General features: G+C 72.2%; 28 protein-coding genes, 1 tRNA gene and 1 pseudogene. 16 read left to right on the top strand and 14 right to left on the bottom strand.

All coding sequences use genetic code 11. From position 1 onward, the window contains the following. Positions 1-31 precede the first annotated feature (31 nt). The gene (locus tag BKA00_RS27455) at positions 32-496 is read right to left on the bottom strand and encodes a MarR family winged helix-turn-helix transcriptional regulator (protein WP_185029661.1); all 465 of its coding nucleotides are present in this window, start codon (positions 494-496) and stop codon (positions 32-34) included. Positions 497-582: 86 nt separating this feature from the next. On the opposite strand from BKA00_RS27455, the gene BKA00_RS27450 reads away from it, so the two are divergent. Further along, positions 583-966: a nuclear transport factor 2 family protein gene (locus tag BKA00_RS27450; RefSeq protein ID WP_185029659.1), complete on the top strand. Its 384-nt coding sequence runs from the start codon at positions 583-585 to the stop codon at positions 964-966. A gap of 10 nt (positions 967-976) precedes the next feature. Here BKA00_RS27450 and BKA00_RS27445 read toward each other — a convergent pair whose 3' ends face one another. After that, complete coding sequence (locus tag BKA00_RS27445) at positions 977-1,765, bottom strand: SDR family NAD(P)-dependent oxidoreductase (protein ID WP_185029657.1); 789 nt, start codon at positions 1,763-1,765, stop codon at positions 977-979. A 26-nt stretch (positions 1,766-1,791) separates the two neighbouring features. After that, positions 1,792-2,568, bottom strand: coding sequence for an alpha/beta fold hydrolase (locus BKA00_RS27440; RefSeq protein ID WP_185029655.1), 777 nt, complete (start codon positions 2,566-2,568; stop codon positions 1,792-1,794). 145 nt (positions 2,569-2,713) lie between these two features. Between BKA00_RS27440 and BKA00_RS27435 the strand changes: the two genes are divergently transcribed. After that, the gene (locus BKA00_RS27435) at positions 2,714-3,568 is read left to right on the top strand and encodes a helix-turn-helix transcriptional regulator (protein ID WP_185029652.1); all 855 of its coding nucleotides are present in this window, start codon (positions 2,714-2,716) and stop codon (positions 3,566-3,568) included. A 6-nt stretch (positions 3,569-3,574) separates the two neighbouring features. Here the strand turns inward: BKA00_RS27435 and BKA00_RS27430 are convergent, their stop codons facing one another. Further along, a complete protein-coding gene (locus BKA00_RS27430) occupies positions 3,575-4,696 on the bottom strand; it encodes a methyltransferase (RefSeq protein ID WP_230298630.1) in 1,122 nt (373 codons plus the stop codon). 17 nt (positions 4,697-4,713) lie between these two features. On the opposite strand from BKA00_RS27430, the gene BKA00_RS27425 reads away from it, so the two are divergent. Both BKA00_RS27425 and BKA00_RS27420 read left to right on the top strand, forming a co-directional pair. Continuing rightward, the gene (locus tag BKA00_RS27425; RefSeq protein ID WP_230298631.1) at positions 4,714-5,085 is read left to right on the top strand and encodes a YrdB family protein; all 372 of its coding nucleotides are present in this window, start codon (positions 4,714-4,716) and stop codon (positions 5,083-5,085) included. Continuing rightward, on the top strand, positions 5,082-5,228 hold the full coding sequence (locus BKA00_RS27420) for a hypothetical protein (RefSeq protein WP_185029647.1): 147 nt from the start codon (positions 5,082-5,084) through the stop codon (positions 5,226-5,228). The genes BKA00_RS27425 and BKA00_RS27420 overlap by 4 nt, the downstream gene beginning before the upstream one ends. On the opposite strand, the gene BKA00_RS27415 is transcribed toward BKA00_RS27420, so the two are convergent. Continuing rightward, the gene (locus BKA00_RS27415) at positions 5,225-6,091 is read right to left on the bottom strand and encodes a helix-turn-helix transcriptional regulator (RefSeq protein ID WP_185029645.1); all 867 of its coding nucleotides are present in this window, start codon (positions 6,089-6,091) and stop codon (positions 5,225-5,227) included. The two genes, BKA00_RS27420 and BKA00_RS27415, sit on opposite strands and share 4 nt — an antisense overlap. A 44-nt stretch (positions 6,092-6,135) precedes the next feature. Then, positions 6,136-6,588 (bottom strand): DUF4097 family beta strand repeat-containing protein, encoded by a 453-nt coding sequence (locus BKA00_RS27410; protein WP_185029643.1) that lies wholly within the window; start codon positions 6,586-6,588, stop codon positions 6,136-6,138. 102 nt (positions 6,589-6,690) lie between these two features. Between BKA00_RS27410 and BKA00_RS27405 the strand changes: the two genes are divergently transcribed. After that, positions 6,691-8,079: an MFS transporter gene (locus BKA00_RS27405; RefSeq protein ID WP_185029640.1), complete on the top strand. Its 1,389-nt coding sequence runs from the start codon at positions 6,691-6,693 to the stop codon at positions 8,077-8,079. 9 nt (positions 8,080-8,088) lie between these two features. Beyond that, positions 8,089-8,844 (top strand): SDR family NAD(P)-dependent oxidoreductase, encoded by a 756-nt coding sequence (locus BKA00_RS27400; RefSeq protein WP_185029637.1) that lies wholly within the window; start codon positions 8,089-8,091, stop codon positions 8,842-8,844. A 68-nt stretch (positions 8,845-8,912) separates the two neighbouring features. On the opposite strand, the gene BKA00_RS27395 is transcribed toward BKA00_RS27400, so the two are convergent. Further along, positions 8,913-9,275 (bottom strand): nuclear transport factor 2 family protein, encoded by a 363-nt coding sequence (locus BKA00_RS27395; protein ID WP_185029635.1) that lies wholly within the window; start codon positions 9,273-9,275, stop codon positions 8,913-8,915. A 91-nt stretch (positions 9,276-9,366) separates the two neighbouring features. Between BKA00_RS27395 and BKA00_RS27390 the strand changes: the two genes are divergently transcribed. The 3 genes from BKA00_RS27390 to dnaN all read left to right on the top strand — a co-directional run bounded on the left by BKA00_RS27390 (position 9,367) and on the right by dnaN (position 12,667). Next, positions 9,367-10,926 carry an AlkA N-terminal domain-containing protein gene (locus BKA00_RS27390; RefSeq protein ID WP_476692263.1) on the top strand — a complete coding sequence of 520 codons (1,560 nt, stop codon included), beginning with the start codon at positions 9,367-9,369 and terminating at the stop codon, positions 10,924-10,926. Positions 10,927-10,936: 10 nt separating this feature from the next. Continuing rightward, entirely contained in the window at positions 10,937-11,446 is a 510-nt protein-coding gene (locus tag BKA00_RS27385) for a methylated-DNA--[protein]-cysteine S-methyltransferase (RefSeq protein WP_185029632.1), read from the top strand. Between the two features lie 75 nt (positions 11,447-11,521). Then, a complete protein-coding gene (gene dnaN / locus BKA00_RS27380; protein ID WP_185029628.1) occupies positions 11,522-12,667 on the top strand; it encodes a DNA polymerase III subunit beta in 1,146 nt (381 codons plus the stop codon). On the opposite strand, the gene BKA00_RS27375 is transcribed toward dnaN, so the two are convergent. Together BKA00_RS27375 and BKA00_RS27370 are read right to left on the bottom strand one after the other, a co-directional pair. Continuing rightward, the gene (locus BKA00_RS27375) at positions 12,664-13,503 is read right to left on the bottom strand and encodes a hypothetical protein (protein ID WP_185029625.1); all 840 of its coding nucleotides are present in this window, start codon (positions 13,501-13,503) and stop codon (positions 12,664-12,666) included. The genes dnaN and BKA00_RS27375 overlap by 4 nt on opposite strands. 456 nt (positions 13,504-13,959) lie before the next feature. Further along, positions 13,960-14,523, bottom strand: a complete 564-nt coding sequence (locus BKA00_RS27370; RefSeq protein WP_185029623.1) for a helix-turn-helix domain-containing protein — start codon at positions 14,521-14,523, stop codon at positions 13,960-13,962. A gap of 169 nt (positions 14,524-14,692) precedes the next feature. On the opposite strand from BKA00_RS27370, the gene BKA00_RS27365 reads away from it, so the two are divergent. Continuing rightward, complete coding sequence (locus BKA00_RS27365; RefSeq protein WP_230298632.1) at positions 14,693-15,364, top strand: B3/B4 domain-containing protein; 672 nt, start codon at positions 14,693-14,695, stop codon at positions 15,362-15,364. Then, positions 15,364-16,239 carry an EamA family transporter gene (locus BKA00_RS27360; protein ID WP_185034869.1) on the top strand — a complete coding sequence of 292 codons (876 nt, stop codon included), beginning with the start codon at positions 15,364-15,366 and terminating at the stop codon, positions 16,237-16,239. The genes BKA00_RS27365 and BKA00_RS27360 overlap by 1 nt, the downstream gene beginning before the upstream one ends. Positions 16,240-16,345: 106 nt before the next feature. On the opposite strand, the gene BKA00_RS27355 is transcribed toward BKA00_RS27360, so the two are convergent. From BKA00_RS27355 to BKA00_RS27345, 3 genes are all read right to left on the bottom strand, one after another. Continuing rightward, positions 16,346-16,430: transfer RNA gene (locus BKA00_RS27355), tRNA-Ser, on the bottom strand. 10 nt (positions 16,431-16,440) lie between these two features. Next, positions 16,441-16,878, bottom strand: a complete 438-nt coding sequence (tadA, locus tag BKA00_RS27350; protein ID WP_185034867.1) for a tRNA adenosine(34) deaminase TadA — start codon at positions 16,876-16,878, stop codon at positions 16,441-16,443. A gap of 37 nt (positions 16,879-16,915) precedes the next feature. After that, on the bottom strand, positions 16,916-17,353 hold the full coding sequence (locus BKA00_RS27345; protein ID WP_185029620.1) for a tRNA adenosine deaminase-associated protein: 438 nt from the start codon (positions 17,351-17,353) through the stop codon (positions 16,916-16,918). A gap of 185 nt (positions 17,354-17,538) precedes the next feature. Between BKA00_RS27345 and BKA00_RS27340 the strand changes: the two genes are divergently transcribed. After that, positions 17,539-18,858, top strand: a complete 1,320-nt coding sequence (locus tag BKA00_RS27340) for an alkaline phosphatase family protein (protein ID WP_185029614.1) — start codon at positions 17,539-17,541, stop codon at positions 18,856-18,858. 39 nt (positions 18,859-18,897) lie between these two features. Here the strand turns inward: BKA00_RS27340 and BKA00_RS27335 are convergent, their stop codons facing one another. Both BKA00_RS27335 and BKA00_RS27330 read right to left on the bottom strand, forming a co-directional pair. Next, complete coding sequence (locus BKA00_RS27335) at positions 18,898-19,383, bottom strand: tRNA adenosine deaminase-associated protein (RefSeq protein ID WP_185029612.1); 486 nt, start codon at positions 19,381-19,383, stop codon at positions 18,898-18,900. Positions 19,384-19,537: 154 nt separating this feature from the next. After that, complete coding sequence (locus tag BKA00_RS27330; protein ID WP_185035393.1) at positions 19,538-19,750, bottom strand: hypothetical protein; 213 nt, start codon at positions 19,748-19,750, stop codon at positions 19,538-19,540. 191 nt (positions 19,751-19,941) lie between these two features. Here BKA00_RS27330 and upp point away from each other — a divergent pair, with 191 nt between their 5' ends. From upp to BKA00_RS27310, 4 genes and pseudogenes are all read left to right on the top strand, one after another. Beyond that, positions 19,942-20,580, top strand: coding sequence for a uracil phosphoribosyltransferase (gene upp / locus BKA00_RS27325; protein ID WP_185029610.1), 639 nt, complete (start codon positions 19,942-19,944; stop codon positions 20,578-20,580). A 165-nt stretch (positions 20,581-20,745) separates the two neighbouring features. After that, positions 20,746-21,006 (top strand): hypothetical protein, encoded by a 261-nt coding sequence (locus tag BKA00_RS27320; protein ID WP_185029609.1) that lies wholly within the window; start codon positions 20,746-20,748, stop codon positions 21,004-21,006. Between the two features lie 101 nt (positions 21,007-21,107). After that, positions 21,108-21,266, top strand: a complete 159-nt coding sequence (locus BKA00_RS27315; RefSeq protein ID WP_185029606.1) for a hypothetical protein — start codon at positions 21,108-21,110, stop codon at positions 21,264-21,266. 6 nt (positions 21,267-21,272) lie between these two features. After that, positions 21,273-21,782 (top strand): annotated as a pseudogene (locus BKA00_RS27310) (PH domain-containing protein); the annotation flags it as partial. Between the last annotated feature and the right edge of the window lie 58 nt (positions 21,783-21,840).

The raw sequence follows: 21,840 nt of genomic DNA, 5'->3' as shown, positions 1-21,840 counted from the left end.
TTATGTGGGTCGCGCCAACGATCGCCATCGATTAACCGGGCCGGCGGTTCTCCGCGTGGTGGTCGACGACGCGGAGCAGCAGTTCGGTGAGCCGGGTGCGCTCGTCCTCCGACAGGGGGGCGAGCAGGTCTTCCTGGATGCGGGTGAGGACCTCGTCCAGTTCCGCCAGGTGGCGGGAGCCCTCGGGGGTGAGCGTGATGACGTTGCGGCGCCGGTCGGACGGGTCGGGGGACCGGTCGACCAGGCTCTTGGCGGCCAGCTCGTTCAGGGCGGCGACCACGTCGCTGCGGTCGATGCCCGAGCGGCGGCCGAGGTCGGCCTGGCTGGACGGGCCGTACTCGTCCAGCGCGGCGAGCAGGCGGTAGTGGTAGCCGCGGGCGCCCGCCGCGGTGAATCCCTCGGCGAGCAGGCGGTGGCTGTGCGCGGAGGCCAGATTGATCAGCCAGCTCGGGGTGTGCCGGAGCCGCGTGGGCGTCCGGTCGTCGGACGTCGTCATGCGGACAGTCTAGGGCTTGTTGGTTCGGCCAACGATCGATAGTGTTGGCATAGCCAATGTTGGTACTACCAATGAAATGAGGAGCCGTGGACGACCGGGCCGAACTCTCCGACCTCGTCAGCCGTCTGGGGTTGTGGCTGGACGACAAGAGCCCGAGCGACGGGCGGGCCGTCTTCACCGAGGACGCCGAGGCGCACACCCTGGGCGGCGTCGCGAAGGGGGTCGAAGCCCTCGTCGCGCAGGCGCGCCGGAACCACACGGTGCCGACCCAGCACTTCATCACCAACCCCCTGATCGACGTGGCCGGCGACCAGGCCGCGATCGGCGCGAACCTGCTGGTGTTCTTCGCCCGGGAGGACGGGCTGCGCCTGCTCGGCGAGCGCTACGAGTTGCGCGCCGTCCGGACGGCGGACGGGTGGCGCGTCAAGCGGGTCGAGGTCCGTCCGATCTGGGAGGCCGTGAACGTCTGAGCGCGCCGGTTCAAGGAGACGTGAGCTCGTCGGAGACGGCCTTCAGGCGGGCGCGGGCCTCGGAGTCGTAGGCCTGGGCGTTCGCGCGGGCCTCCTGGAGCCCGTCGAAGAAGCGGCCGGACACGGCGTCCAGGGCGGGGTCGGTGACGAGGCGGCGGGTCGCGCGGACGCCCTCCTCCAGGGTGCTGATCGGCGAGGACACCATCTTGGTCGGCATGTAGGTGGCCGGGTGCAGGGCGTTCGCGGTGACGCCCGTCCCGGAGAGCTCGGCGGCGAGATCGATCGTGAACAGGATCTGGGCGAGCTTGCTCTGGCAGTACGCCCGCGTCCCGCTGTACCCGCGAGTGATCATCACGTCGTCGAAGTCGACGGCCTGCTGGCCGAGGCTGCTGACGTTGACGATCCGGGCGGGCGCGGAGGCGGTCAGGGTGGGCAGCAGGAGCCGGGTGAGCAGGTAGCCGGACAGGTAGTTCACCTGGAAGGTCAGCTCGAGGCCGTCCGCGCTCTCCCGGCGCGGGCCGTCGACGCCGATGCCCGCGTTGTTGACCAGGACGTCCAGCCGCGGGTGGTCGGCGCTGACGGCCTCGGCGAGCGCGCGGGTCTCGGCGAGCGAGGACAGGTCGGCGCGGTACCAGGAGGCCTTCCCGCCGATCTCCTTGAGGGTCGCCTCGCCGCGCCGGTCGTCGCGTCCGTGGACGAGGACCGTGGCGCCTTCGGCGGCCAGTTCGGCGGCCAGGGCGCGACCGAGCCCGTCGGTCGCGCCCGTGATGAGGATGGTCTGCTGATCGATGGGACGCATGTCCTCCATGGTGCCCGCCGCGGCGGTCAGGGGCGGTCCAAGAAGTCCCGGACGAGCTTGACGAACTCGTCGGGCCGCTCGGCCATCGCCACGTGGCCGGTGTCGAGTTCGGCGTACTCGCTGCCGCGGATGCCCGCGAACAGCTCCCGATGGTTGTCGACGGGGATCGTCTGGTCGCGGGCCGCGCCGAGGACCAGGGTCGGCGCCGCGACCTTGGGCAGCAGCGGCCGGATGTCGAGCCGCTTGACCAGGTCGATCTGCCGCAGCCGGTCGTCGTTCAGCCCCATGAACGCGTGCTGCTGCTCGACCGCGTCATGCCCGATCCGGTTGAGGAACGCGCGGCTGAACGCGGTGAGCGTCGCGAACCGTCCGAAGACCTCGGGGCTGCCGGCGAGGCTCGACCAGGTGGTCATGTGCTGCTGGACGTACTCGTCTCCCGCGTGGGACAGGCCCGCGACGGGCACGAGCCGCCGGACGAGGTCCGGTCGCAGCGCCGCGGCCGCGACGGCGGTCGGGGCGCCGAGCGAGAACCCGACCACGTCGGCGGGGCCCGTGCCGGCGTCCTCGATCACGGCGTCGACCTGCGCGCCGAGCGCCTCGACGGTGATCGGGGAGCCGTCGTCCTCGGCGGGGTCGCTGCCGGACAGGTCGGGCAGGACGACGGTGCGGTGATCGGTGAACCGGTCGAGCAGCTGGTCCCACATGGCCGAGCCGGGCCCGACGCCGTGCACGAGGACGAGTGCGGGCCCCGACCCCTCGACGCGGTAGGGGACGGTGGCGTTTCCAACGGTGAGCTTCGGCATGGCGGTCGTCCTTCCCGGTGCTGTGCCTGGACGGCGTCGACGCTGCCAGCGCGAGGCGGCGATGAGGAGCGGACCGCTTTGGCTAGGACAATCGGTCCCAGTCTCAGCTCTACGGGCATTCCGGACGGAGCGGAATCATGGGGGTATGGAGATGGACCGCAAGGAGCTCGCCGACTTCCTCCGCCGCTCCCGCGAGCGGCTCCGCCCGCAGGAGGTCGGGCTGGCGGCGGGCCCCCGGCGCCGCACCCCGGGGCTGCGCCGCGAGGAGGTGTCGCAGCTCGCCGGAATGTCGGCGGACTACTACATGCGCCTTGAGCAGGCCCGCAGCCCGCAGCCGTCCACGCAGCTGCTCGGCGCGCTCGCCCGCGCCCTGCGGCTCACGATCGCCGAGCGCGACCACCTGTACGTCCTCGCCGGGCACCGGCCGCCCGCCGGGCCGCTCGCGGGCGAGTACGTCCGGCCGAGCATGCTGTACCTGCTGGACCGGCTGCACGAGACGCCGGCGCAGATCATCGGCGACCTCGGCGACCTGCTGGCGCAGAACGCGCTGGCCGAGGCCCTTTTCGGATGCGTCTGCACGGTGGAGGAGCCCGACCGGAACATCGTGTTGCGGTGGTTCACCGATCCGTTCGTCCGCGAGGCGTACCCGGAGGAGGAGCATGAGCCGCACGGGCGCCGGCACGTCGCCCAGCTTCGGGCGGCCGTCGCGCGCCGGGGCGGCGACGCGGCCGCGTCCGCCCTGGTCGAACGGCTGCACGCGGCCAGCGACGAGTTCACCCGGATCTGGGACCGGCACGAGGTCGCCTTCGAGCGCACCGGCCGGATGAAGGTCGTGCACCCGGAGGTCGGCCTGATCGAGTTCGACACCGAGGCGCTGCTGACACCGGCCGAGGACCAGCGGCTCCTCGTCTTCACACCGCCGCCCGGCAGCGGCAGCATCGAGTCCCTCGACCTGCTGCGCGTCATCGGCCCCGAGAGCGCGCACCGCAGCCACCGCTGACCGGCGTCACCCGGCGGTGAGCCGCCACAGGGACGTGGTCTCGGCGGCGCGGGCCGCGTGGAGGGGATCGTCGGCATCGGCGGCGCGGGGGTGGCGCGGCGCGGTGTCGAGCCTGCCCGCGACGCGCAGGCCGGACGAGGAGATCATCTGCAAGAGCTCGTCCCGCGTGCGGAGGCCCAGGTGTTCGGCCAGGTCGGAGAGGATCAGCCAGCCTTCCCCGCCCGGTTCGAGGTGGTCGGCGAGACCGGACAGGAAGCCGCGCAGCATCCGGCTGCCCGGATCGTAGACGGCGTGCTCCAGCGGGGTACTGGGCTTGGCCGGAACCCAGGGCGGATTGCAGACGGCTAGGCCGGCGCGTCCGTCCGGGAAGAGGTCGGCTTGGACGACCTCGACGTTCACACCCAGCCGCTCGACGTTCTCTTGGGCGCATGCCAGCGCACGCGGGTCCTGGTCAGTGGCGACGACGTGCTCGATGCCACGGCGTGCCAGTACCACTGCCAGGACGCCCGTACCGGTGCCTATGTCGAACGCCGTTTTCGTCGGCGGGAGCGGCGCCTCGCTCACCAGGTCTACGTATTCGCCTCTGATCGGTGAGAAGACGCCGTAGTGCGGGTGTATGTGCTCGCCGCCAAGCGCCGGGATGGGGACGCCCTTCTCGTGCCATTCGTGGGCGCCGATCAGGCCGAGCAGCTCTCGCAGTGAGGTGATGTAGGCCTGGTCGTCCGGCCCGTAGGCCTCCGTGCAGGCGTCCTGGACGTTCGGGGCGCGCCGTAGCGGAATGACGTGACCGGGGTCGAACGGTATGAGCAGCATGCCGAGCGTCCGCGCGCGCTGGGCGCGTGCCTGCCGGTACAGGTGGAACGCCTGCGCGCGCTCTGGTTCGGGCTTGTTCCTGCGCCGCCGCGGGGGACGGTCGATCCGGCGCGCCATGGCCTTGAGGAGCTGCCGCGCGTTCTGGAAGTCGCCGCGCCACAGAAGCGCGGTGCCCTCGGACGCCAGGCGGTAGGCGTCGTCCGCGCGCGTCTCGTCGTCGGCGACCACGATGCGGCGGGGCGGCGGCGCGCCGCTCTCCGACCGCCAGCGGACGCGATGGTCCCGGCCGCCCTCCCGCCAGGTGATCTCGTCCACAGGAGTACCGTATCGGCGTGCGTCTACCTGGGGCATTGCATGCCGCCAACGAAGGGCTCGCGTTCCTGCTGGAACTCGCCGCCATCGCCGCGCTCGCCTGGTGGGGCTTCACGACGGGCGGGAACGTGCCGGTCAACGTCGTCCTCGGGCTCGGTGCGCCCGCGGCCGCGATCGTCCTGTGGGGCATGTTCGCCGCGCCGCGCGCCCGGTTCACGATCCCGCTGCCGCTCGTGCTGCTGGTGAAGGCCGCCGTGTTCGGCGCCGGCGCGCTCGCCTTCCACGGCGTCGGCCATGCCGCGGCGGCCGTCGCCTTCGCGGTGATCGCCCTGCTCAACACCGCCCTCGCGACCGCCGACCGCGACGCCCACTTCCGCGCCGCCGCCGAGTGAGCCGGTTCTTCCAGAACGGGGCGGTCGCGGTCGCGCACAGCGTCGGAGAGCCCGTTGCGGCCGCCCGGGAACTGGCGGGCGATCCCGACGTCCGCCGCCTCGCCGACCTCGCGCACGAGTACGCGGCCGCCATGCCGCGCTAGGTGTACTGGACGAGGTCGGCGCTGGAGAGGTGGGTGGAGGTCTCGGCCAGCTTGTGCAGGGCCGCTTCTGAGGCCGAGCCCGGCTCGGCCGCGTAGAGCATGAGGCGGCTGAGGTCGGGGTCGCCGGGCAGGTGCAGGGTCTCGAACGGCAGGACGAGCCGTCCCACCTCGGGATGGTCGATGCGGGCCTCGCCGTTCGTCAGGTCCGTGACGTGGTGCGCCGACCACAGGCGGCCGAACTCGGGGCTCCGCTCCCGCAGGCAGTCGATGAGCGCGCGCAGGTGCGGGTCGCCGGGGTCCTGGCCGGAGCGGAACCGCAGGTAGGCGACATTGCGGCGGGCCACCGTCGGCCAGTTGTCGCCCAGGCGATCCCTGTAGTCGGTGTTCAGGTGGATCTGGTGCGACCAGGTCCGCTCGTCCGGCGGGACGTTCGCCAGGTCGACGAACACGGCGGCGGTGAGCCGGTTCCACGCGACCACGTTCGTGTAGTGCCCGACGACGTATGCGGGCGCGTGCGTGAACGAGTCGAGCAGGTGCTGCAGCGGGGCCCGCAGGCGGGGAGGCGCGGTGACGGGCGCGCGGCGCGGCGGGTGGGCGAGCCGGTGCAGGTGGGCGTGCTCGTCGCCGTCCAGGCGCAGCGCTCGCGAGATCGCGTCCAGGACCTCGGTGGACACGCCGTCGGCCGTCCCCTGCTCCAGCCTGATGTAGTACGCGACGCTGACCCCGGCGAGCTGCGCCAGCTCCTCGCGCCGCAGGCCGGGGACGCGCCGCCGCGTCCCGTAGGAGGGCAGGCCGGTGTCGTCGGGCCGCAGCCGCGCCCGCCGCGACTTGAGGAACTCGCCGAGTTCGCTGTTGCGCGCCATGCGGCCGAGGCTATCCGGGACCGCTTCGCGGGAGGATCGACGGGTCAGGCGGTCCTGGTGGTGATGTCACCGTTGCTGGTGCTGACGTCGAGCCGGAATTCGGCGGACGGGTCGTTCGGGATGCCGAGCCGCCGGTCTCCGTCGCCGGTGTGCGTGCTCACGCGGTAGCGCCCCGCGGGCATGGTGACCGTTACCTCGCCGTTGTCCGTCCTGACCTTAACCGGCCCCGCGGCCCCGTCCAGGCGCACCGAGCCCGAATGCGTGGACACATCCACCTTGCCCACCTTCGACAGGGTGATGGACCCGTTCGAGGTGCTGCCGGACACGGGGACGCCGGCCGGAAGTTCGACCGTGTAGCTCACCGAGCAGTCGGAGCCGCAGCCGCGCAGCGTCAGGACGCCGTTCTCGATCTGGTGCGTGGGCCCGTCGGGCTTGTCACCGCGGTACTTGACCTCGCGGTGCAGCGTCATCTTGGACGACCCACCGCGCAACGTCACACCGCCGGATCCGATGCTCTCCGGTCGCTGAGCCTGCTACTGGGAGTGGTACGAACGGGCGGGGACTGGGTACGCGCGACCGGCGCAGCGAGAGTCTCTGCCATGACCGCACTCACCACCGCCGTGACCGCTCCCCCAGAGCGGATGTCGTCACGGAACAAGCTGGTTCTGACACTCCTCCTCGGCGCGCAGTTCATGCTCGCCATCGACTTCTCCATCCTGAACGTGGCGATGCCCATCGTGGGCAGAGGGCTGGGCTTCGGACTGGACCAACTCCAGTGGATCGCCACGGCGTTCGCTCTCCCCGCCGCCGGATTCACGCTGCTGTTCGGCCGCGTGGCCGATCTGTCCGGTCGGCGCCGGATGCTGCTCGTGGGCATGGCGCTCCTGGCCGCGGGGTCCCTGGTCGGCGGGCTGGCCACGTCGCCGGCGATGCTGCTCACCGGACGCGTCCTTCAGGGCCTCGCCACGGCGATCGCGACCCCGGCCGCGCTGTCGCTGCTCACCACGTCGTTCCCGGAGGGTCCGCTGCGGACGCGGGCGCTCGGGCTCAGCGGCGCGCTGATGTCGGCCGGGTTCACCGTCGGCGCCATCCTCGGCGGGGTGCTGACCGACCTGCTGAGCTGGCGCTGGGCCTTCCTCGTCAACGTGCCGGTGGCGGTGCTGATCTTCGCGGTCACGCCCGCCGTGGTCGCGGAGAGCCGGTCCCGGGACCGGGCGAGGCTGGACGTCCCCGGCGCGGTGACCGTGACCGGCGGCCTCCTCGCCCTCGTCTACGGGATCACGTCCGCCGGGTCGGCCGGCTGGGGCTCCCCGGCCGCGCTCGGCTCGCTGGCCGCCGCCGCGGTCCTGCTCACCGCGTTCATCCTGGTCGAGCGGCGGTCCCCGGCCCCGCTCGCGCCGCTGAACGTCCTCACCCGGCGCACCGTCACCTGGGGCAACGTGGGCGGGTTCGTCGCGTTCGCCACGGAGACGTCGCTGGTGTTCCTGATGACGCTCTACCTCCAGAAGGTCCTGGGCTTCTCGCCGCTGGCGACCGGACTGGCGCTCGGCGTCCTCGGCGCCGGGACGTTCGCCGGAGGCGTCGCCGCGCCCCGTCTCATGGGACGGCTCGGCGGCCGGGCGACGCTCGTGTCCGGGCTCGTCCTGCAGGCCGTCGCCACCGCCGCGCTGCTGGGCCTCGGGGACTCGCGCGGCGCCCTCGGCCTGCTGCTCGCCGCCACCGCCATCGGGGGGTTCGGGAACCTCGTCGCGATCGTCGCCTTCATGGGGATCGCGACGTCCGGTCTGCCGGACCGCGAGCAGGGCCTCGCGACCGGGCTCGCCACGATGACGCAGCAGGTCGCGATCACTCTGGGCATCCCGGTGATGAGCGCGGTGGCCACGGCGAACGCGTCCGTCCTCGGCGGCATCCACACGGCGACGGCCGTGAACGTCGCCCTCGTCCTCGCCGGCGCGGCCCTCGCCGGGTCGTTCCTGCGCCGCTCGTAGGGGACCGCCATGAATCTCGAACTCGAAGGCAGGGTCTACATCGTGACCGGCGCGTCCGCCGGGATCGGCGAGGCGACCGCCGCCCTCCTGGCCCGCGAGGGCGCCCAGGTCGTGCGGGTGGCGCGCTCCCCCGTCGACGTGGCCGCCGACCTCACCCGGCCCGACGCCGCGCAGCACGTCGTGGACGTCGCGCTGGATCGGCACGGGCGCCTGGACGGCCTCGTCAACAACGCGGGCGCCCTCGAATCCCGGATCGGGTTCCTCGACGTCACCGACGCCCAATGGCACGCGACGTTCGAGCTGAACCTGCACGCCGCCGTGCGCATGGCCCGTGCCGCGCTGCCCGCACTCATCGACCAGGGGGCGGGGAGCATCGTGCACGTCTCAAGCGAAGCCGCACGTTTTCCCGATACGCCACTGGTCGACTATGCGGCGTCCAAGACGGCGCTTCTGTCGGTGTCCAAGACGTTGGCGGGGGAGTTCGGGCCTTGCGGGATCCGCTCCAACGTCGTCGCGCCTGGCCCGACCCGTACGCGGCTTTGGGACGAGCCCGGAGGGTTCGCCGACCAACTGGCCGACCAGTACGGCCTACCGGTGGAGGAGGCGATCCAACGGTTCGTCCAGGACGAACGGCGTCTCCCCACCGGACGCCTTGGCACGCCCCAGGACGTCGCACGGGTCATCACTTTCCTGCTGTCACCATTGGCCGCCCAAGTCACCGGGGCCGAATGGGCCGTGGACGGGGGAGCACTACGGCAGCTCTGAGCCGGCGTGCCGGACGTCACGGGCGTCCGGCACGCTGCCCCCCGGGGCGTACAGACCGGCGGGCAGGGTCAGGCCGGCACCTTGTCGAGGAAGCCGGTCACCCGGTCGAAGCGGCCCTCGTCGTCGAACGTCGCCACATCGAAGCCGACCACGATCGCCTCGCCGCCCTCCGGGCCGAGCTCCCAGGTGAAGCGGGCCACGTTGTGGTGGGCGTCCACTGTTCCCGCCGCGCGGAAGACCAGGCCGGGGAACTGCTGCTGCGCGGCGCCGACGAACGCGTCGATCGCGTCGCGCCCCTCCGCCACGCCGAGCGGGTCGACGTAGACGGGGCTCTCCGTCCACAGCTCGTCGATCGCGGCGCGCCGGGCGGCCGGGTCGGTCTCGTTCCACACGGCCAGGTAGCGCTCGACCCGCTGCTGCACATCGCTCATGTCATGACTCCCGTCTGATTGTTCGGGTTCGTCGCCCCGATGACCGCTACATTGCCGGGCCCGCCACGGAAGATCGATTACCTGGGAGGTCATGCCCGCGCGTCCGGTGGCCTGGGTCGTGACGATGGTGTCGGATTTCTGCCAGTGGGGACCCCTGACCATCGGCGATGCTGGAGGCATGCACGAGGACGTGGAGAGGTGTGTGCGGGCCGTCCAGTCGAAGGACGCCCGCTTCGACGGATGGTTCTTCACCGGGGTCGTGACCACCGGGATCTACTGCCGTCCAAGCTGCCCCGTGGTCCCGCCCAAGCCGGAGAACATGCGCTTCTACCCGAGCGCCGCAGCCGCCCAGCAGGCCGGGTTCCGGGCTTGCAAACGGTGCCGTCCCGACACCTCCCCAGGCTCCCCCGAGTGGAACCACCGCGCGGACGTCGTTGCTCGGGCCATGCGCCTTATCGCCGATGGCGTCGTCGACCGAGAAGGCGTTCCCGGCCTCGCGGCACGGCTCGGCTACAGCACGCGGCAGGTAGAGCGCCAGCTCAATGCCGAGCTGGGCGCGGGCCCACTCGCCCTGGCGCGAGCCCAGCGCGCGCAGACGGCGCGGCTCCTCATCGAAACCACGCTCCTTCCCATGGGGGACGTGGCGTTCGCGGCGGGGTTCGCCAGTATCCGCGCCTTCAACGACACCGTCCGCGAGGTTTTCGCGCTCACCCCGTCCGCCCTGCGCGACCGCGTCGCGAAGGGGCATCCGCCCGCTGGGGCCGGTGTGCTGTCGCTGCGGCTGCCGTTCCGGGCCCCGCTGTGCCCGGACAACCTGTTCGGGCACCTCGCCGCCACCGCCGTCCCCGGCGTCGAGGAGTGGCGGGACGGCGCGTTCCGCCGCGCCCTGCGGCTGCCCCACGGGCACGGCATCGCCACCCTGCGGCCCCAGCCGGACCACGTCGCCTGCACGCTCAGCCTCAGCGACCTGCGCGACCTCCCCATCGCCATCAGCCGCTGCCGCTGGATGCTCGACCTGGACGCCGATCCCGTCGCCGTGGACGACCTGCTCCGCACCGACCCCGTTCTCGCACCGCTCGTCGACAAGGCCCCTGGGCGCCGCGTGCCCCGCACTGTGGACGCCCCCGAGTTCGCCGTCCGCGCCGTCCTGGGCCAGCAGGTCTCGACGGCCGCGGCCCGCACTCACGCGGCGCGTCTGGTCACCGCCTACGGCGACCCCGTCGAGGACCCAGGCGGTGGCCTGACACATCTCTTCCCGACACCCGCCGCCCTTGCCGAACTCGACCCGGATTCCCTCGCCTTCCCCAAGACCCGCCGCACCACCCTGATGACCCTTGTCGACGCTCTCGCCAAAGGGGAGATCGACCTCGGCGTAGGCAGCGACTGGGACGAGGCCCGCGCGCGCTTGTCCGCCCTACCCGGCTTCGGTCCGTGGACGGTCGAGACCATCGCGATGCGAGCCCTCGGTGACCCGGACGCCTTCATCCCCGGCGACCTCGGCATCAGGGCAGCCGCCGCGATGCTCGAACTTCCCGTCACGCCTGCGGCCCTCACCCGACGCGCCGCACAATGGCGGCCATGGCGCGCCTACTCCGTCCAGTACCTGTGGGCCACCCTCGACCACGCCATCAACCTCCTTCCCGCGAACTGAAGGAACCGCTGTGGAAACAACGCACGTCGTCATAGAGAGCGTCGTGGGACCGCTCACCCTGGTCGCCACCGACGGCGCTCTGTCCGGGCTCTACATGGAGATGCAGCGGCACCGGCCAGCCCAGGAGACCTTCGGCGCACCAGGCGACCCCGAAGAAGAACCCTTCGCGACCGTCGCCGCGCAACTCTCGGCGTACTTCGCAGGCGATCTGACCGAGTTCGACCTGCCGCTCCGCCTCCACGGGACGCCCTTCCAAGAGCGCGTCTGGACCGCCCTACAGGAGATCCCCTACGGCCAGACCATCACCTATGGCGAACTCGCCGTCGAGATCGGCAGCCCGTCCGCGTCCCGCGCGGTCGGCCTCGCCAACGGGCGCAACCCGGTCGGCGTCATCGTCCCCTGCCACCGCGTCGTCGGATCCACCGGCTCCCTCACCGGCTACGGCGGCGGCCTCGACCGCAAGCGCTACCTCCTCGACTTCGAGCGCAAGGTCCGGGCCACCGAGAACGCGCTCTTCTGACCCGCCCGGAGGAATGTCGGAGCCGCGGGCTACCGTGCTCGTGATGGCCGTCCAACCGGAGAAGGGCTGATCGAGGTGGAGTTCCGAGTCGAGCGCCAGACGCTGGCAGACGCGGTGGCGTGGGCTGCGCGGACGCTGCCGGCACGTCCCGCGCTCCCCGTCCTCGCGGGCATGCTCATCGAGGTCACCGAGCAGGGCGGGCTCACCCTCGGCGCGTTCGACTACGAGGTGTCCGCCCACGCCACCGACGAGGCGGCCGTGGCGGAGCCGGGCCGCGTCCTCGTCCCCGGGCGGCTGCTGTCCGACATCGTGCGCAACCTCCCGAACCAGCCCGTTGACGTCCTCACCAAGGGCTCCGAGGTCGTCGTCCGCTGCGGGCCCGCCGAGTTCGGCCTCCTGACGCTCCCCGTCGAGGACTACCCCACCCTCCCCGAGCCGCCCGCCCGCGCCGGCACCGTCCCCGGCGACCTGTTCGCCGCCGCCGTCGCGCAGGTCACCCCCGCGGCCGGACGCGACGACACCCTGCCCATGCTCACCGGCGTCCGGATCGACATCGAGGGCGACACGATGTGGCTCGCCTGCACCGACCGGTACCGCATCGCCGCCCGCGAGCTGACCTGGTCCCCCGAGGAGCCCGGCTTCACCGCCGGGGTCGTCGTCCCCGCCCGCACCCTCGCCGACACCGCCAAGGCGATCAAGCGCGGCGCGGACGTGTCCATCGGCCTCGGCGGCACCGCCGACACCCTGATCGGCATCTCCGGCGGCGGCCGCAGCATGACCAGCCGGCTCCTCGACGACCAGTACATCAACTACCGGTCCCGCCTCACCGGCACCTGGACGTCCGTCGCCGAGATCCGTGTGGCCCCCTTCGTCGAGGCGATCAAGCGCGCCGCCCTCGTCACCGAGCGCGGTACCCCGGTCCGGCTGGCCTTCACGGCCGACGAGGTCCGCATCCGCGCCGCCACCGGCGACTCCGCCCGCGCCAACGAGAGCGTCGGCGCGCACCTCGACGGCGACGACATCGACATCGCCTTCGCGCCCCAGTACCTGCTCGACGGCCTCGCGGGCATCGACACCGAGTACGCCCGCCTCGAATGCACCGGCCCCACCAAGGCCGCCCTCCTCACCGCCATCCCCGACAAGAAGGACGGCGAGCCCGACCCCGATAACACCGACACCGGCTACCGCTACCTGGCCATGCCCGTCCGCCTGACCAGCTAGCCCCGCCTTGGCGCGCCCCACCAAGTCCCGTTCTGATGGTGGACGCGGTTCCAGTCGTCGCCGGAGGCGTCGTCGGGCACTGGGACGAGCATCGCTTCCGCCTCGGCGCACACGTGCTCGATCTGGCTCGCCCTCAGACGTCGACAGTCCCAGAGCAACTCAGCCATCTCGGCCGCCAGCGGATCCTCAGGCGGTGTCGCCTCGGACAGGTCGGCGCCGGTGATGGCCGCGAGGTCGGCGGCGGGGATGCCGAGGGCGGTCGCGAAGCCGCCCACCCAGGTCGGTCTCAACGGAACGGCGCCCGCGGCGATGTGGCCGTAGGTGGTGCCGGCCAGGTACATGCGACCTCGGGTCAGCAGGTGAAGTGTCTTGGCGGCGTCGACCGGGGAATGGAGGTTCCGGTTGGCGCACAGCATGGTGACGAGCATCGCGCCCAAGCCACCGTCCCCCTGGTAGAAGGCGCGCGGCGGATCGGCCGGACGGATGCGGGGCAGTTGGGGCAGACGTTCAACCGTTTCGTGGATATGGGTCCGCTGATCTGCCGGCAGGGCCATCACGACATGGATGAGGTCCACGAGTCCGGAGCCTGCTGCCGCTTCGCAGGGCCGAAGGGCCTCCGGCACCGAGAGTCCGGCGATCACGAAGAGGTCGGCGGTGCGGAAACCCAGCGCGGCGGCAAGGCCATCGACCTGCGACGCGGACGGGGGCACGCCGTCGGCCACCGAGCGCAGGTCGGATTCCGGGATGCCGGACGCTGAGGCCAGCCAGGCGATGTCCGTCTGGCGGTAGTCGAGGAGCCGCGTCAATAACACGCCAAAGTCGGGATAGTTCGCCATGCCGCCAACTTAATCCGACGAGGACCCAACGGCCGGACAGGCGCGGCGCCGGCTGGGCACCTGCTCCGACACCCATGAGATCATCACCGCCGCTCACCGCTACCAAAAGCTCCTCACGGGCCATCCCGACCCGGAATGGATCATCGAGAGCCTTCAATCGGCCTGGCAATCACCCACCGTCTGGGAGAACCCGGCCAAGACCGGCAACCCGGCTCCCGGCTGTTATGGGGACAGCGCGACGCGCTCACCCGATGGGGCGACACCCGTCGATGCCGGTTCAGTGCCGTCCGGCGGCACCGTCAAGCTGGACAGCAGCGGCACTGGTTCGCCATACCAGTCCCGGGAAAGGCCACTTCAAATGGGACAACCGCCCGCCCACATGTCCGGTGGGAAGTGGTCAACCGGAGGTCAGAGACATGGGCGGTGGCCTCCCGGACCTCACAGTGAGGCGTGTGGTCAGAGGTCCAGGACGGCCAGGACGAAGCGAACTTCCCGGGTGCTCGCGTTGCCGTAGGAGTGGGGGCGGTCGCCGACGAAGACGGCGGCGGCGCCGGCCTCGACGAGGTCGGTCCGGCCGTCCACGCCCAGGGTGAGCGTGCCCTCCTGGACGTACACGATCTCCTTGGTGCCCGGTACGTGCGCGTCGCTCTCGCGCGTCTCGCCAGGCTGGAGCACCCAGTTCCACAGCTCCAGCGAAGGACGCGGGTCGCTGCCGGCCAGCAGCGTTCCCGTCCCGCCGAGCTCGCCCTGCCACAGCACGACATGCCGCTCCGGCCGGAACATCCGCACGGGCGGCTCCTCCTCGACCTGCACGAGCCGGGTGAGCGGCACCCCGAGCGCGTCGGAGATGCGGATGAGCGTCCCCAGGTTCGGGTTGCCGCGCCCCTGCTCGAGCCCGACCAGCACGCCCTTGCTCACCCCGGCGCGCCCGGCGAGCTCGTCCAGGCTCCATCCGTGCCCGGCCCGCAGCGCCCGCACCGTCCGCGCCACGGCCTCGCCGATCGCCTCCTGACCGCTCAAGGGCCCTCCAGCCGCCTCGCTCCGGTCCGCCGCCCGCCAGTCTCCCGCATACCCGGGGGCGCCTCGCCTGGGACTGGAAACCGGACGGCCGGACGTCGCGTCACTTGGGACCCCCGCCGTCGGTCGGTATGATGACATGCGAATGTCATTAAAGTGACCGTGCGGGAGGATGAGGATGCTGGAGCGGATCGTGGTGGACGAGGCCGTGCGGGAGCTGCGTCCCGACTTCGCCGTGCTCGTCATGACCGCCGAAGGGCTGGAGAACGGGCCGAGCGACGAGGCCGGCGAGGGCTGGCTCGCCGAGGCGGCGAAGGCGGCGGACGCGGACGACCCGCACGTCGAGGCGTGGCGCGAGGCCTACCGGGCGTTCGGGGCCAAGCCGCAGCGGACCCGGCCCTCCGTCGACGCGCTGCTGCGCCGCGCGGACGCGCTCCCGTCCATCAACAGGGTCGTGGACGCCTACAACGCGGTGAGCGTCGAGTACGCGCTGCCCATCGGCGGCGAGGACCTGGACGCCTACCGCGGTTCGGCGCGGCTGGTCAGGGCCACCGGCGACGAGCCGTTCGACGTGGTGGCGGGCGGCGAGCCCGCGGTCGAGCACCCGAACCCCGGCGAGGTCGTCTGGCGGGACGACCGGGGCGTCACCTGCCGGCGGTGGAACTGGCGCCAGTGCGTCCGGACGCGGCTGACGGAGACCACGAAGAACGGCCTGTTCCTCCTCGAACGCCTTGAGCCGTACCCCCTCGACCGGCTGGGCGAGGCCGGCGACCGGCTCGCCGGGCGGCTGCGGACGATCTCGCCCGGCGTGCGGATCGAGACCAGGCTGATCGGCGGGCGGTGATGGTCACGGTCCTCGCCCTGGCCGCCGCCCTCGCCTACGGGGTCGCCGACTTCCTCGGCGGGACCGTGACCCGCGGATCGACCGCGATCAGAGCGCTGACCTGGTGCGTCCCGATCGGGCTGGCGGTCGTGCTGGTGGCGGCGCTGCTCACCGGCGGGGACGCGAGCCCCGGCCCGATGGCCTGGGGGTTCGTGGCCGGCCTCTGCGGCGGCAGCGGGCTGATCGCGTTCTACCGGGCCCTCGCGCGGGGGCCGATGAGCGTGGTGGCGCCGGTGTCGGCGCTGGCGGCGGCGGTGATCCCGGTGGCCGTGGGCGTCGCCCAGGGCGAGCGGCTGGACGCGTCCGTGCTGCTCGGCGTCCTGCTCTGCCTCTTCGCGATCGGCCTGGTCAGCATGGAGTCCGGCGGCGCGGAGGAGCCCACCGCGGGCGCGGTCGGACGGCGGCTCCTGGACTCGGGCCCGGTGATGGCCGGCCTGTCCGGGAGCTGCTTCGGTGTCTTCTTCGTCCTGTTGAAGGAGGCGGGGGACGGCACCGGGCTGTGGCCGATCGTCGGCGCCCGCCTCGGCAACCTCGCCATCGTGGCGGTCGCGCTGCTGTTCCTGGCGGCCCGCGGTGCCGGCGCGGGCCCGAGGCTGTCCGGACGGACGCTGATCGTCCTGGCGCTGCTGTCCGGGAGCCTGGACGCGGGGGCGAACGTCCTGTACTTCCTCGCGGTCCACAACGGCATGCTCAGCCTCGCGGCCGTCCTCACGTCCCTCTACCCGGCGATCACCGTCCTGCTGGCGAGGGTCGCCTACAGCGAGCGCCTGCGGGCCGTCCAGCGCGTCGGCATGGCCGTCGCCGTGGCCGGCGTGGCCCTCGTCACGGTCGGCTGACGGATCCCCGCCGCCGATCACGCCGCCTCTCCGGCGGGCGGAGGCGACGGTGCCCGCACAACGCGAAGGCCGCCGACCCGAAACGGGGCGACGGCCTTCGCGGCGGCGGTGGTGGTGGGATTCGAACCCACGGAAGCTTGCACTTCACACGCTTTCGAGGCGTGCGCCCTCGTCCACTAGGCGACACCACCGCGGGAGAGCCTACCCGACTCTGCGGCGCGCGAAGAACTCGATGAGGGGGGCGGCGCACTCGTCGGCCATCACCTCGGCGATCACCTCGGGGCGGTGGTTGAGGCGCCGGTCGCGGACGACGTCCCACAGGGAGCCGACCGCGCCCGCCTTCGGGTCGACCGCGCCGTAGACGACGCGGTCAAGCCGGGCCTGGACGGACGCCCCCGCGCACATCGTGCACGGCTCCAGCGTCACGACGAGCGTGCAGCCGGACAGCCGCCACCCGCCGAGGACGCCCGCCGCCCGCCGCATCGCGACGATCTCCGCGTGGCCGGTCGGGTCGGCGGTCCGCTCGCGATCGTTGCGGCCCGTTCCGATGATCTCGCCGGACGCGTCGAGGACGACGGCGCCGACCGGGATCTCGCCGTCGGCGGCCGCCTCGCGGGCCGCTTCGAGGGCCCGGAGCATCGCCGGCCGGAAACTCGCGACGACCGGGTCGCGCGCGTCAGTCACGGAGGCGGTCGAACTCCTCGCCGAATCCGGCCTGCTCGGCGACGGCGAGGAGCGCGTCGCCGGGCAGGGCGCGCTCGCCGAGCTCGCCGAGCCGCCCGGCGTCGATCCCGAGGTCTTCCAGCAGGGCCGCGTCGCCCGCGGCGTCGCCGTCCGGCACGTCGCCGACGAGCTGCTGGAACAGCGAGGCGAGGCCGTCCCCGCGGACGGCGGAGATGTAGGGGCGCGGCTCGTCGTCGCGGTCCAGCCGGACGATCGCGAACCAGTCGTCGTCCTGCTCGACCAGCAGCACGACCGGGTCGCCGTAGGACTCGACGGCGGCCTCCCGCATCAGGTCGGCGATGTCGTCGACGCTCTCCGCCTCGTCGAGCACGGCCTCGGTCCCGACCCAGCCCTGGGGGGTCTGGGCGAACACGGCGGCGAAGTAGGACACGTGCTCATTGTGACCCACGCCGTCCGCGCGCTCACACCCCCTGCGCGGGAATCGGCGCCCGGCTGCCCGGAAGCGGTTGTGAACAAACTTCGCATTCTTGTCCGGTGACGGACGCCCCGGCGTCCTTCCCCCGGTTCACCCGAGTCCGCATACTGCTCAGCGATCGTCATCCCGGGAGGAGTGCCATGGGTGCGGACGAACTGACCAGGCGCGGGTTCCTGGCGGGGACGGCGGGCGCCGCGGCGATCATCGCGGCGGGCACCGCCTCCGGGTCGTCCGCCCAGGCCCACGCGGCGGAACTGGCCGCCGCCAGGCGCGCCCCGGTCGCCGAGCTGCCCGATCCGGAGGAGTCCGGCATCGACCACATCGTCGTGGTGATGATGGAGAACCGGTCCTTCGACCACTACCTGGGCTGGCTGCCCGGCGCCGACGGACGCCAGGCCGGGCTCACCTTCACCGACGCCGAGGGCGACGCGCACGACACCCACCACCTCAAGGTGCCGTGGGGGTGCGGCTTCAACGACCCCGACCACTCCTATCAGGGCGGGCGGACCGAGTACAACGGCGGCCGATGCGACGGCTGGCTGCGCGCCGGCGACAACGACGTGTTCTCCATCGGCTACTACGAGGGCCCCGACCTCGGCTTCCACGGCCGGGCCGCGCTCGACTGGACGGTCTGCGACCGCTACTTCCCCGCGGTCATGTCGTCCACCTTCCCGAACCGGATCTTCCAGCACGCCGGGCAGACCGACCGGACCTCCAACTCGCTGACGATCTCGGAGACCACCACGGTCTGGGACCGGCTCAAGGCGGCGGGGATCTCCTGCCGGTACTACTTCAGCGACGTGCCGTTCACCGCGCTGTGGGGCCTGCGGCACCTCGACATCAGCCGGAGCATCGCCGAGTTCCGCGCCGACGCCCGCGACGGCCGGCTCCCCGCGGTCAGCTTCGTCGAGCCCGGCTTCCTCGGCGAGCTGCTCCTGCCCGGCATGTCAGAGGACGAGCACCCGCTCGCCGACATCCGCTTCGGCCAGGCGTTCCTCAACGAGGTCTACACCGCGCTCGTCACCTCGCCGAACTGGCCCCGCACCCTGTTCGTCATCAACTACGACGAGTGGGGCGGGTTCTTCGACCACGTCCCGCCGCCGGAGGGACCCGACCCGCGGCCCGACCTCGGCACCGGGCTGCGCGGCTTCCGCGTCCCCTGCCTGCTGATCTCCCCGCGGGCGCGGCGCGGGGCCGTCGCGCACGAGGTGTACGACCACACGTCCGTCCTGAAGGCGATCGAGTGGCGCTGGGGCCTGGAGCCGCTGACCGTGCGGGACGCCGCGGCCCGCAACATCGCCGAGGTGCTGAACTTCACCGACCCCCCCGACACGCGCGCGCCCCGCTACGACGCCAGGCGGCCGATCAGCCTCGGCTGCCTCGACCCGCAGCACAGCCACACCGGCGACGACTGGGCGGGGCTGAGCGACTACGCCCGGCGCAACGGCTTCCCACGCTGACCGCCTTGGGGACGGGCACCGGGCCGGGCGGCGGACGGGTCAGGGGACGGCGTCGAGGGCGCGCTCGAAGGCCGGGGCGAACCCGATGCGGCCGGCGATGCTGAGGAGCATCTCGTCCGGATAGAGCTCCAGGTCGCCGGAGATCGCGCCGAGCTCCATCTCGTCCAGCCCGAGGTCGGCGAAGATCGACATGTCGCCCACCGGGAGGACCTGGTCGAGCTCCTCCTCGTCCGGGATCGGGATGTCGAGGTACTCCAGGACCTGGCCGGCGAGCGGCCAGTCGACCGAGGCGGTCACGTCCGACAGGAACACCATCACCTCGTCGCCGAGCAGGCGAATCGCGACGAAGAAGTCGTCGCCGACCGACACCAGCCCGACCGTGCCGCCGAGGCTCGGCTGCTGGCGCAGGGCATGGATCAGCCCCGCGAGGTCCTCGGTCAGCGCGACCGGAAGGATCTCGGCCTCCCAGCCCTCGTCTTCCCGATACACCACAACGGCGAAGTCCGTCGCGTCCACATCCGTCATTTCCACCCCACCGGCACGTCTCCTGCCAGGGCATGGTCGCAGATGCGGCGCGCGCTCGCGTGCCCCACCACCAAACTCGCCGCCGCACCCGGAGGTGAGGCCGGGAGCCTGCGCCGATCACGGTGCCCGGCGGCATGAACCTAACCGATCTGGATCAATTGATGCGGAACGTGCGGCGGCGAAGTGCCGCGTGGATCCGCGCGCGGCGGGACCGGTGCGGCGTGACGCGGCGGCGCAGCTCGCGGGCCTCGGCGAGTTCGCGCAGGAAGACCGCCCTGCGGCGCAGGTGCTCGCGCACCTGCTCGGGGGAGATGTCGCCCTGCGGGCCGGGGCGCCGCGGGGAGTCCTCGCCTGTGACTTCGGTCACGGCGGGGTCGGCGGCCGAGGGCCCGCCGCCGGAAGCCGAAGCGCGAGCGGGCGGATCGGGCGCGGATTCCCGGGCCCGCGAGCCGCTCGGCTGCTGATCGCTCTCGCTGTTCATACCGCCATCCTGCCCAGCTCAGCGGCGACCTATCCTGGCGCCCCGAACCGCCCGGCGGGGTGGGCTACCGTGAGCGCATGCAGACCCTCGCCGTCGACCACCCGCTCGTCGCGCACAAGCTCACGACCCTGCGGGACGTCCGCACCGACTCCCCGACGTTCCGCCGGCTGGCCGACGAACTGGTCACCCTGCTCGCCTACGAGGCGACACGCGACGTCAGGGTCGCCGAGGCCACGGTGCAGACGCCCCTCGTCCCGGCGCAGGGCGTCCAGCTCGCGAGCCCGAAGCCGCTCGTCGTGCCGATCCTGCGCGCCGGCCTCGGGATGCTGGACGGGATGACGCGGCTGCTGCCGACCGCCGAGGTCGGCTTCCTCGGGATGATCCGTGACGAGGGGACCCTGCAGGCCGAGACCTACGCGTCGCGGCTGCCGGACGACCTGTCCGGGCGGCAGTGCTACGTCCTCGACCCCATGCTCGCGACCGGCGGGACGCTCGCCGCGGCCATCCGGCTGCTGTTCGAACGCGGTGCCGACGACGTCACGGCGCTCTGCCTCCTCGCCGCACCCGAGGGGCTGAAGTACCTGGAGCAGGCCTTCTCCGACATCTCGGCGCCCATCAAGGTGGTCACGGCCGCGATCGACTCGCACCTCAACGAGCAGGGCTTCATCATGCCGGGCCTCGGCGACGCGGGGGACCGGCTCTACGGCGTCGTCTGACCGCTCGGGCAGGAGTCCGTTTCCCCGACGTGACCTGCGATGTTCGTTCCCAGCGGCATGGGGTACCACCACCTCTACGGAACGCGAGCGCGCGTTCCCCTCCGCCGTCCCGGCACAGGGGACCGTCACGGACCGGACGGCGCGAGCGAGCTTCGGGGACACATCATGGCTCACCCAGGGGATGGCGACCTTCCGCGCTACACCGAGATCGGCGAACGGCTCACCGAGGAGTTCCACGAGATCCACAACGCCGCCACGGTGGAACGGTGCGTCTCCGCCGCGCGCTACGGCGCCGAGGAGGTGACCGGGGCGGCTCCGCCCGACCTCGTGGAGCGGATCGCGCGCCGGCATCTGGAGGTGCTGGCGACGGTCGCGGCCGAGAAGCGCCGCAGGGCGCGCCGCTCCTCGCTCGACAACGCGCCCTGACCAGCGGACGTGCGGCGCGCGCCGTCGCGCTGCTTTGCCGCCCGTGTGGGCTGTGCGAAACTGAAACCGGGGTCCGTGGGTCTACGCTCCGGGAGGCAGTCGTGCCGGCCAAGAAGTACCTCACGTGGGCCGCCGCGGCTTTCGTGGCGTTCTACGTCATCACGCAACCGAACGGCGCCGCCGAAACGGTGGACAGCGCCGCGACGGGCATCTCCTCCGCCGCCGACTCCATCGCCACCTTCGTCAACTCGCTCGCCTGAGGCCGCATGAGACTCGTCACCCCCGGCGACTCCGCGCCGGCGTCCGTCAACAAGTACCTGCTCCCCCACGAGAACCAGGTGATCACGGTGCGGCGCCACCCGGCCGTGCTGATGGTCCCCGTCGGCCTGCTGCTCGGCGGCCTGATCCTCGCGGGCCTGCTGAGCCAGACGCTCGCCGAGAACGGCGGCGCGGTCTTCAGCTGGGTCTGGTGGGGCTGGCTGATCCTTCTCGCCTGGTTCGTCTGGCGGGTGGCGGAGTGGTCCGTCGACTATTTCGTCATCACCAACCAGCGGATGCTGCTCACCACGGGCCTCATCACCCGCAAGGTCGCGATGATGCCGCTGGCCAAGGTCACCGACATGAGCTTCAAGCGGACGATCGCGGGCCGCATGCTCGGCTACGGGGAGTTCGTCCTGGAGTCCGCCGGTCAGGACCAGGCCCTCACGAACGTGCCCTTCCTGCCCTACCCCGAGCAGCTCTACCTCGAAGTCTGCGAGATGATCTTCCCGAACAAGAATCCGGCGCCCGAGGAGGCGCTCCCCCCGCCTCCGCCGCCGCGCCGGCGCCGTCCGC

This window comes from Actinomadura coerulea, from assembly GCF_014208105.1.
In the GTDB taxonomy this organism is placed as follows: domain Bacteria; phylum Actinomycetota; class Actinomycetes; order Streptosporangiales; family Streptosporangiaceae; genus Spirillospora; species Spirillospora coerulea.
This window is presented reverse-complemented; position numbering and strand designations above follow the sequence as displayed.

Coding starts and splice junctions, on each gene's coding strand:
- BKA00_RS27435 (WP_185029652.1), top strand. CDS start 2,714: ATGGAGATGGACCGCAAGGAGCTCGCCGACTTCCTCCGCCGCTCCCGC.
- BKA00_RS27395 (WP_185029635.1), bottom strand. CDS start 9,275: ATGAGCGATGTGCAGCAGCGGGTCGAGCGCTACCTGGCCGTGTGGAAC.
- BKA00_RS27455 (WP_185029661.1), bottom strand. CDS start 496: ATGACGACGTCCGACGACCGGACGCCCACGCGGCTCCGGCACACCCCG.
- BKA00_RS27340 (WP_185029614.1), top strand. CDS start 17,539: ATGGGTGCGGACGAACTGACCAGGCGCGGGTTCCTGGCGGGGACGGCG.
- BKA00_RS27390 (WP_476692263.1), top strand. CDS start 9,367: ATGCCCGCGCGTCCGGTGGCCTGGGTCGTGACGATGGTGTCGGATTTC.
- tadA (WP_185034867.1), bottom strand. CDS start 16,878: ATGCTCCGGGCCCTCGAAGCGGCCCGCGAGGCGGCCGCCGACGGCGAG.
- BKA00_RS27335 (WP_185029612.1), bottom strand. CDS start 19,383: ATGACGGATGTGGACGCGACGGACTTCGCCGTTGTGGTGTATCGGGAA.
- BKA00_RS27445 (WP_185029657.1), bottom strand. CDS start 1,765: ATGCGTCCCATCGATCAGCAGACCATCCTCATCACGGGCGCGACCGAC.
- BKA00_RS27415 (WP_185029645.1), bottom strand. CDS start 6,091: ATGGCGCGCAACAGCGAACTCGGCGAGTTCCTCAAGTCGCGGCGGGCG.
- BKA00_RS27320 (WP_185029609.1), top strand. CDS start 20,746: ATGGCTCACCCAGGGGATGGCGACCTTCCGCGCTACACCGAGATCGGC.
- BKA00_RS27365 (WP_230298632.1), top strand. CDS start 14,693: ATGAGGATGCTGGAGCGGATCGTGGTGGACGAGGCCGTGCGGGAGCTG.
- BKA00_RS27360 (WP_185034869.1), top strand. CDS start 15,364: ATGGTCACGGTCCTCGCCCTGGCCGCCGCCCTCGCCTACGGGGTCGCC.
- BKA00_RS27440 (WP_185029655.1), bottom strand. CDS start 2,568: ATGCCGAAGCTCACCGTTGGAAACGCCACCGTCCCCTACCGCGTCGAG.
- upp (WP_185029610.1), top strand. CDS start 19,942: ATGCAGACCCTCGCCGTCGACCACCCGCTCGTCGCGCACAAGCTCACG.
- BKA00_RS27400 (WP_185029637.1), top strand. CDS start 8,089: ATGAATCTCGAACTCGAAGGCAGGGTCTACATCGTGACCGGCGCGTCC.
- BKA00_RS27405 (WP_185029640.1), top strand. CDS start 6,691: ATGACCGCACTCACCACCGCCGTGACCGCTCCCCCAGAGCGGATGTCG.
- BKA00_RS27375 (WP_185029625.1), bottom strand. CDS start 13,503: ATGGCGAACTATCCCGACTTTGGCGTGTTATTGACGCGGCTCCTCGAC.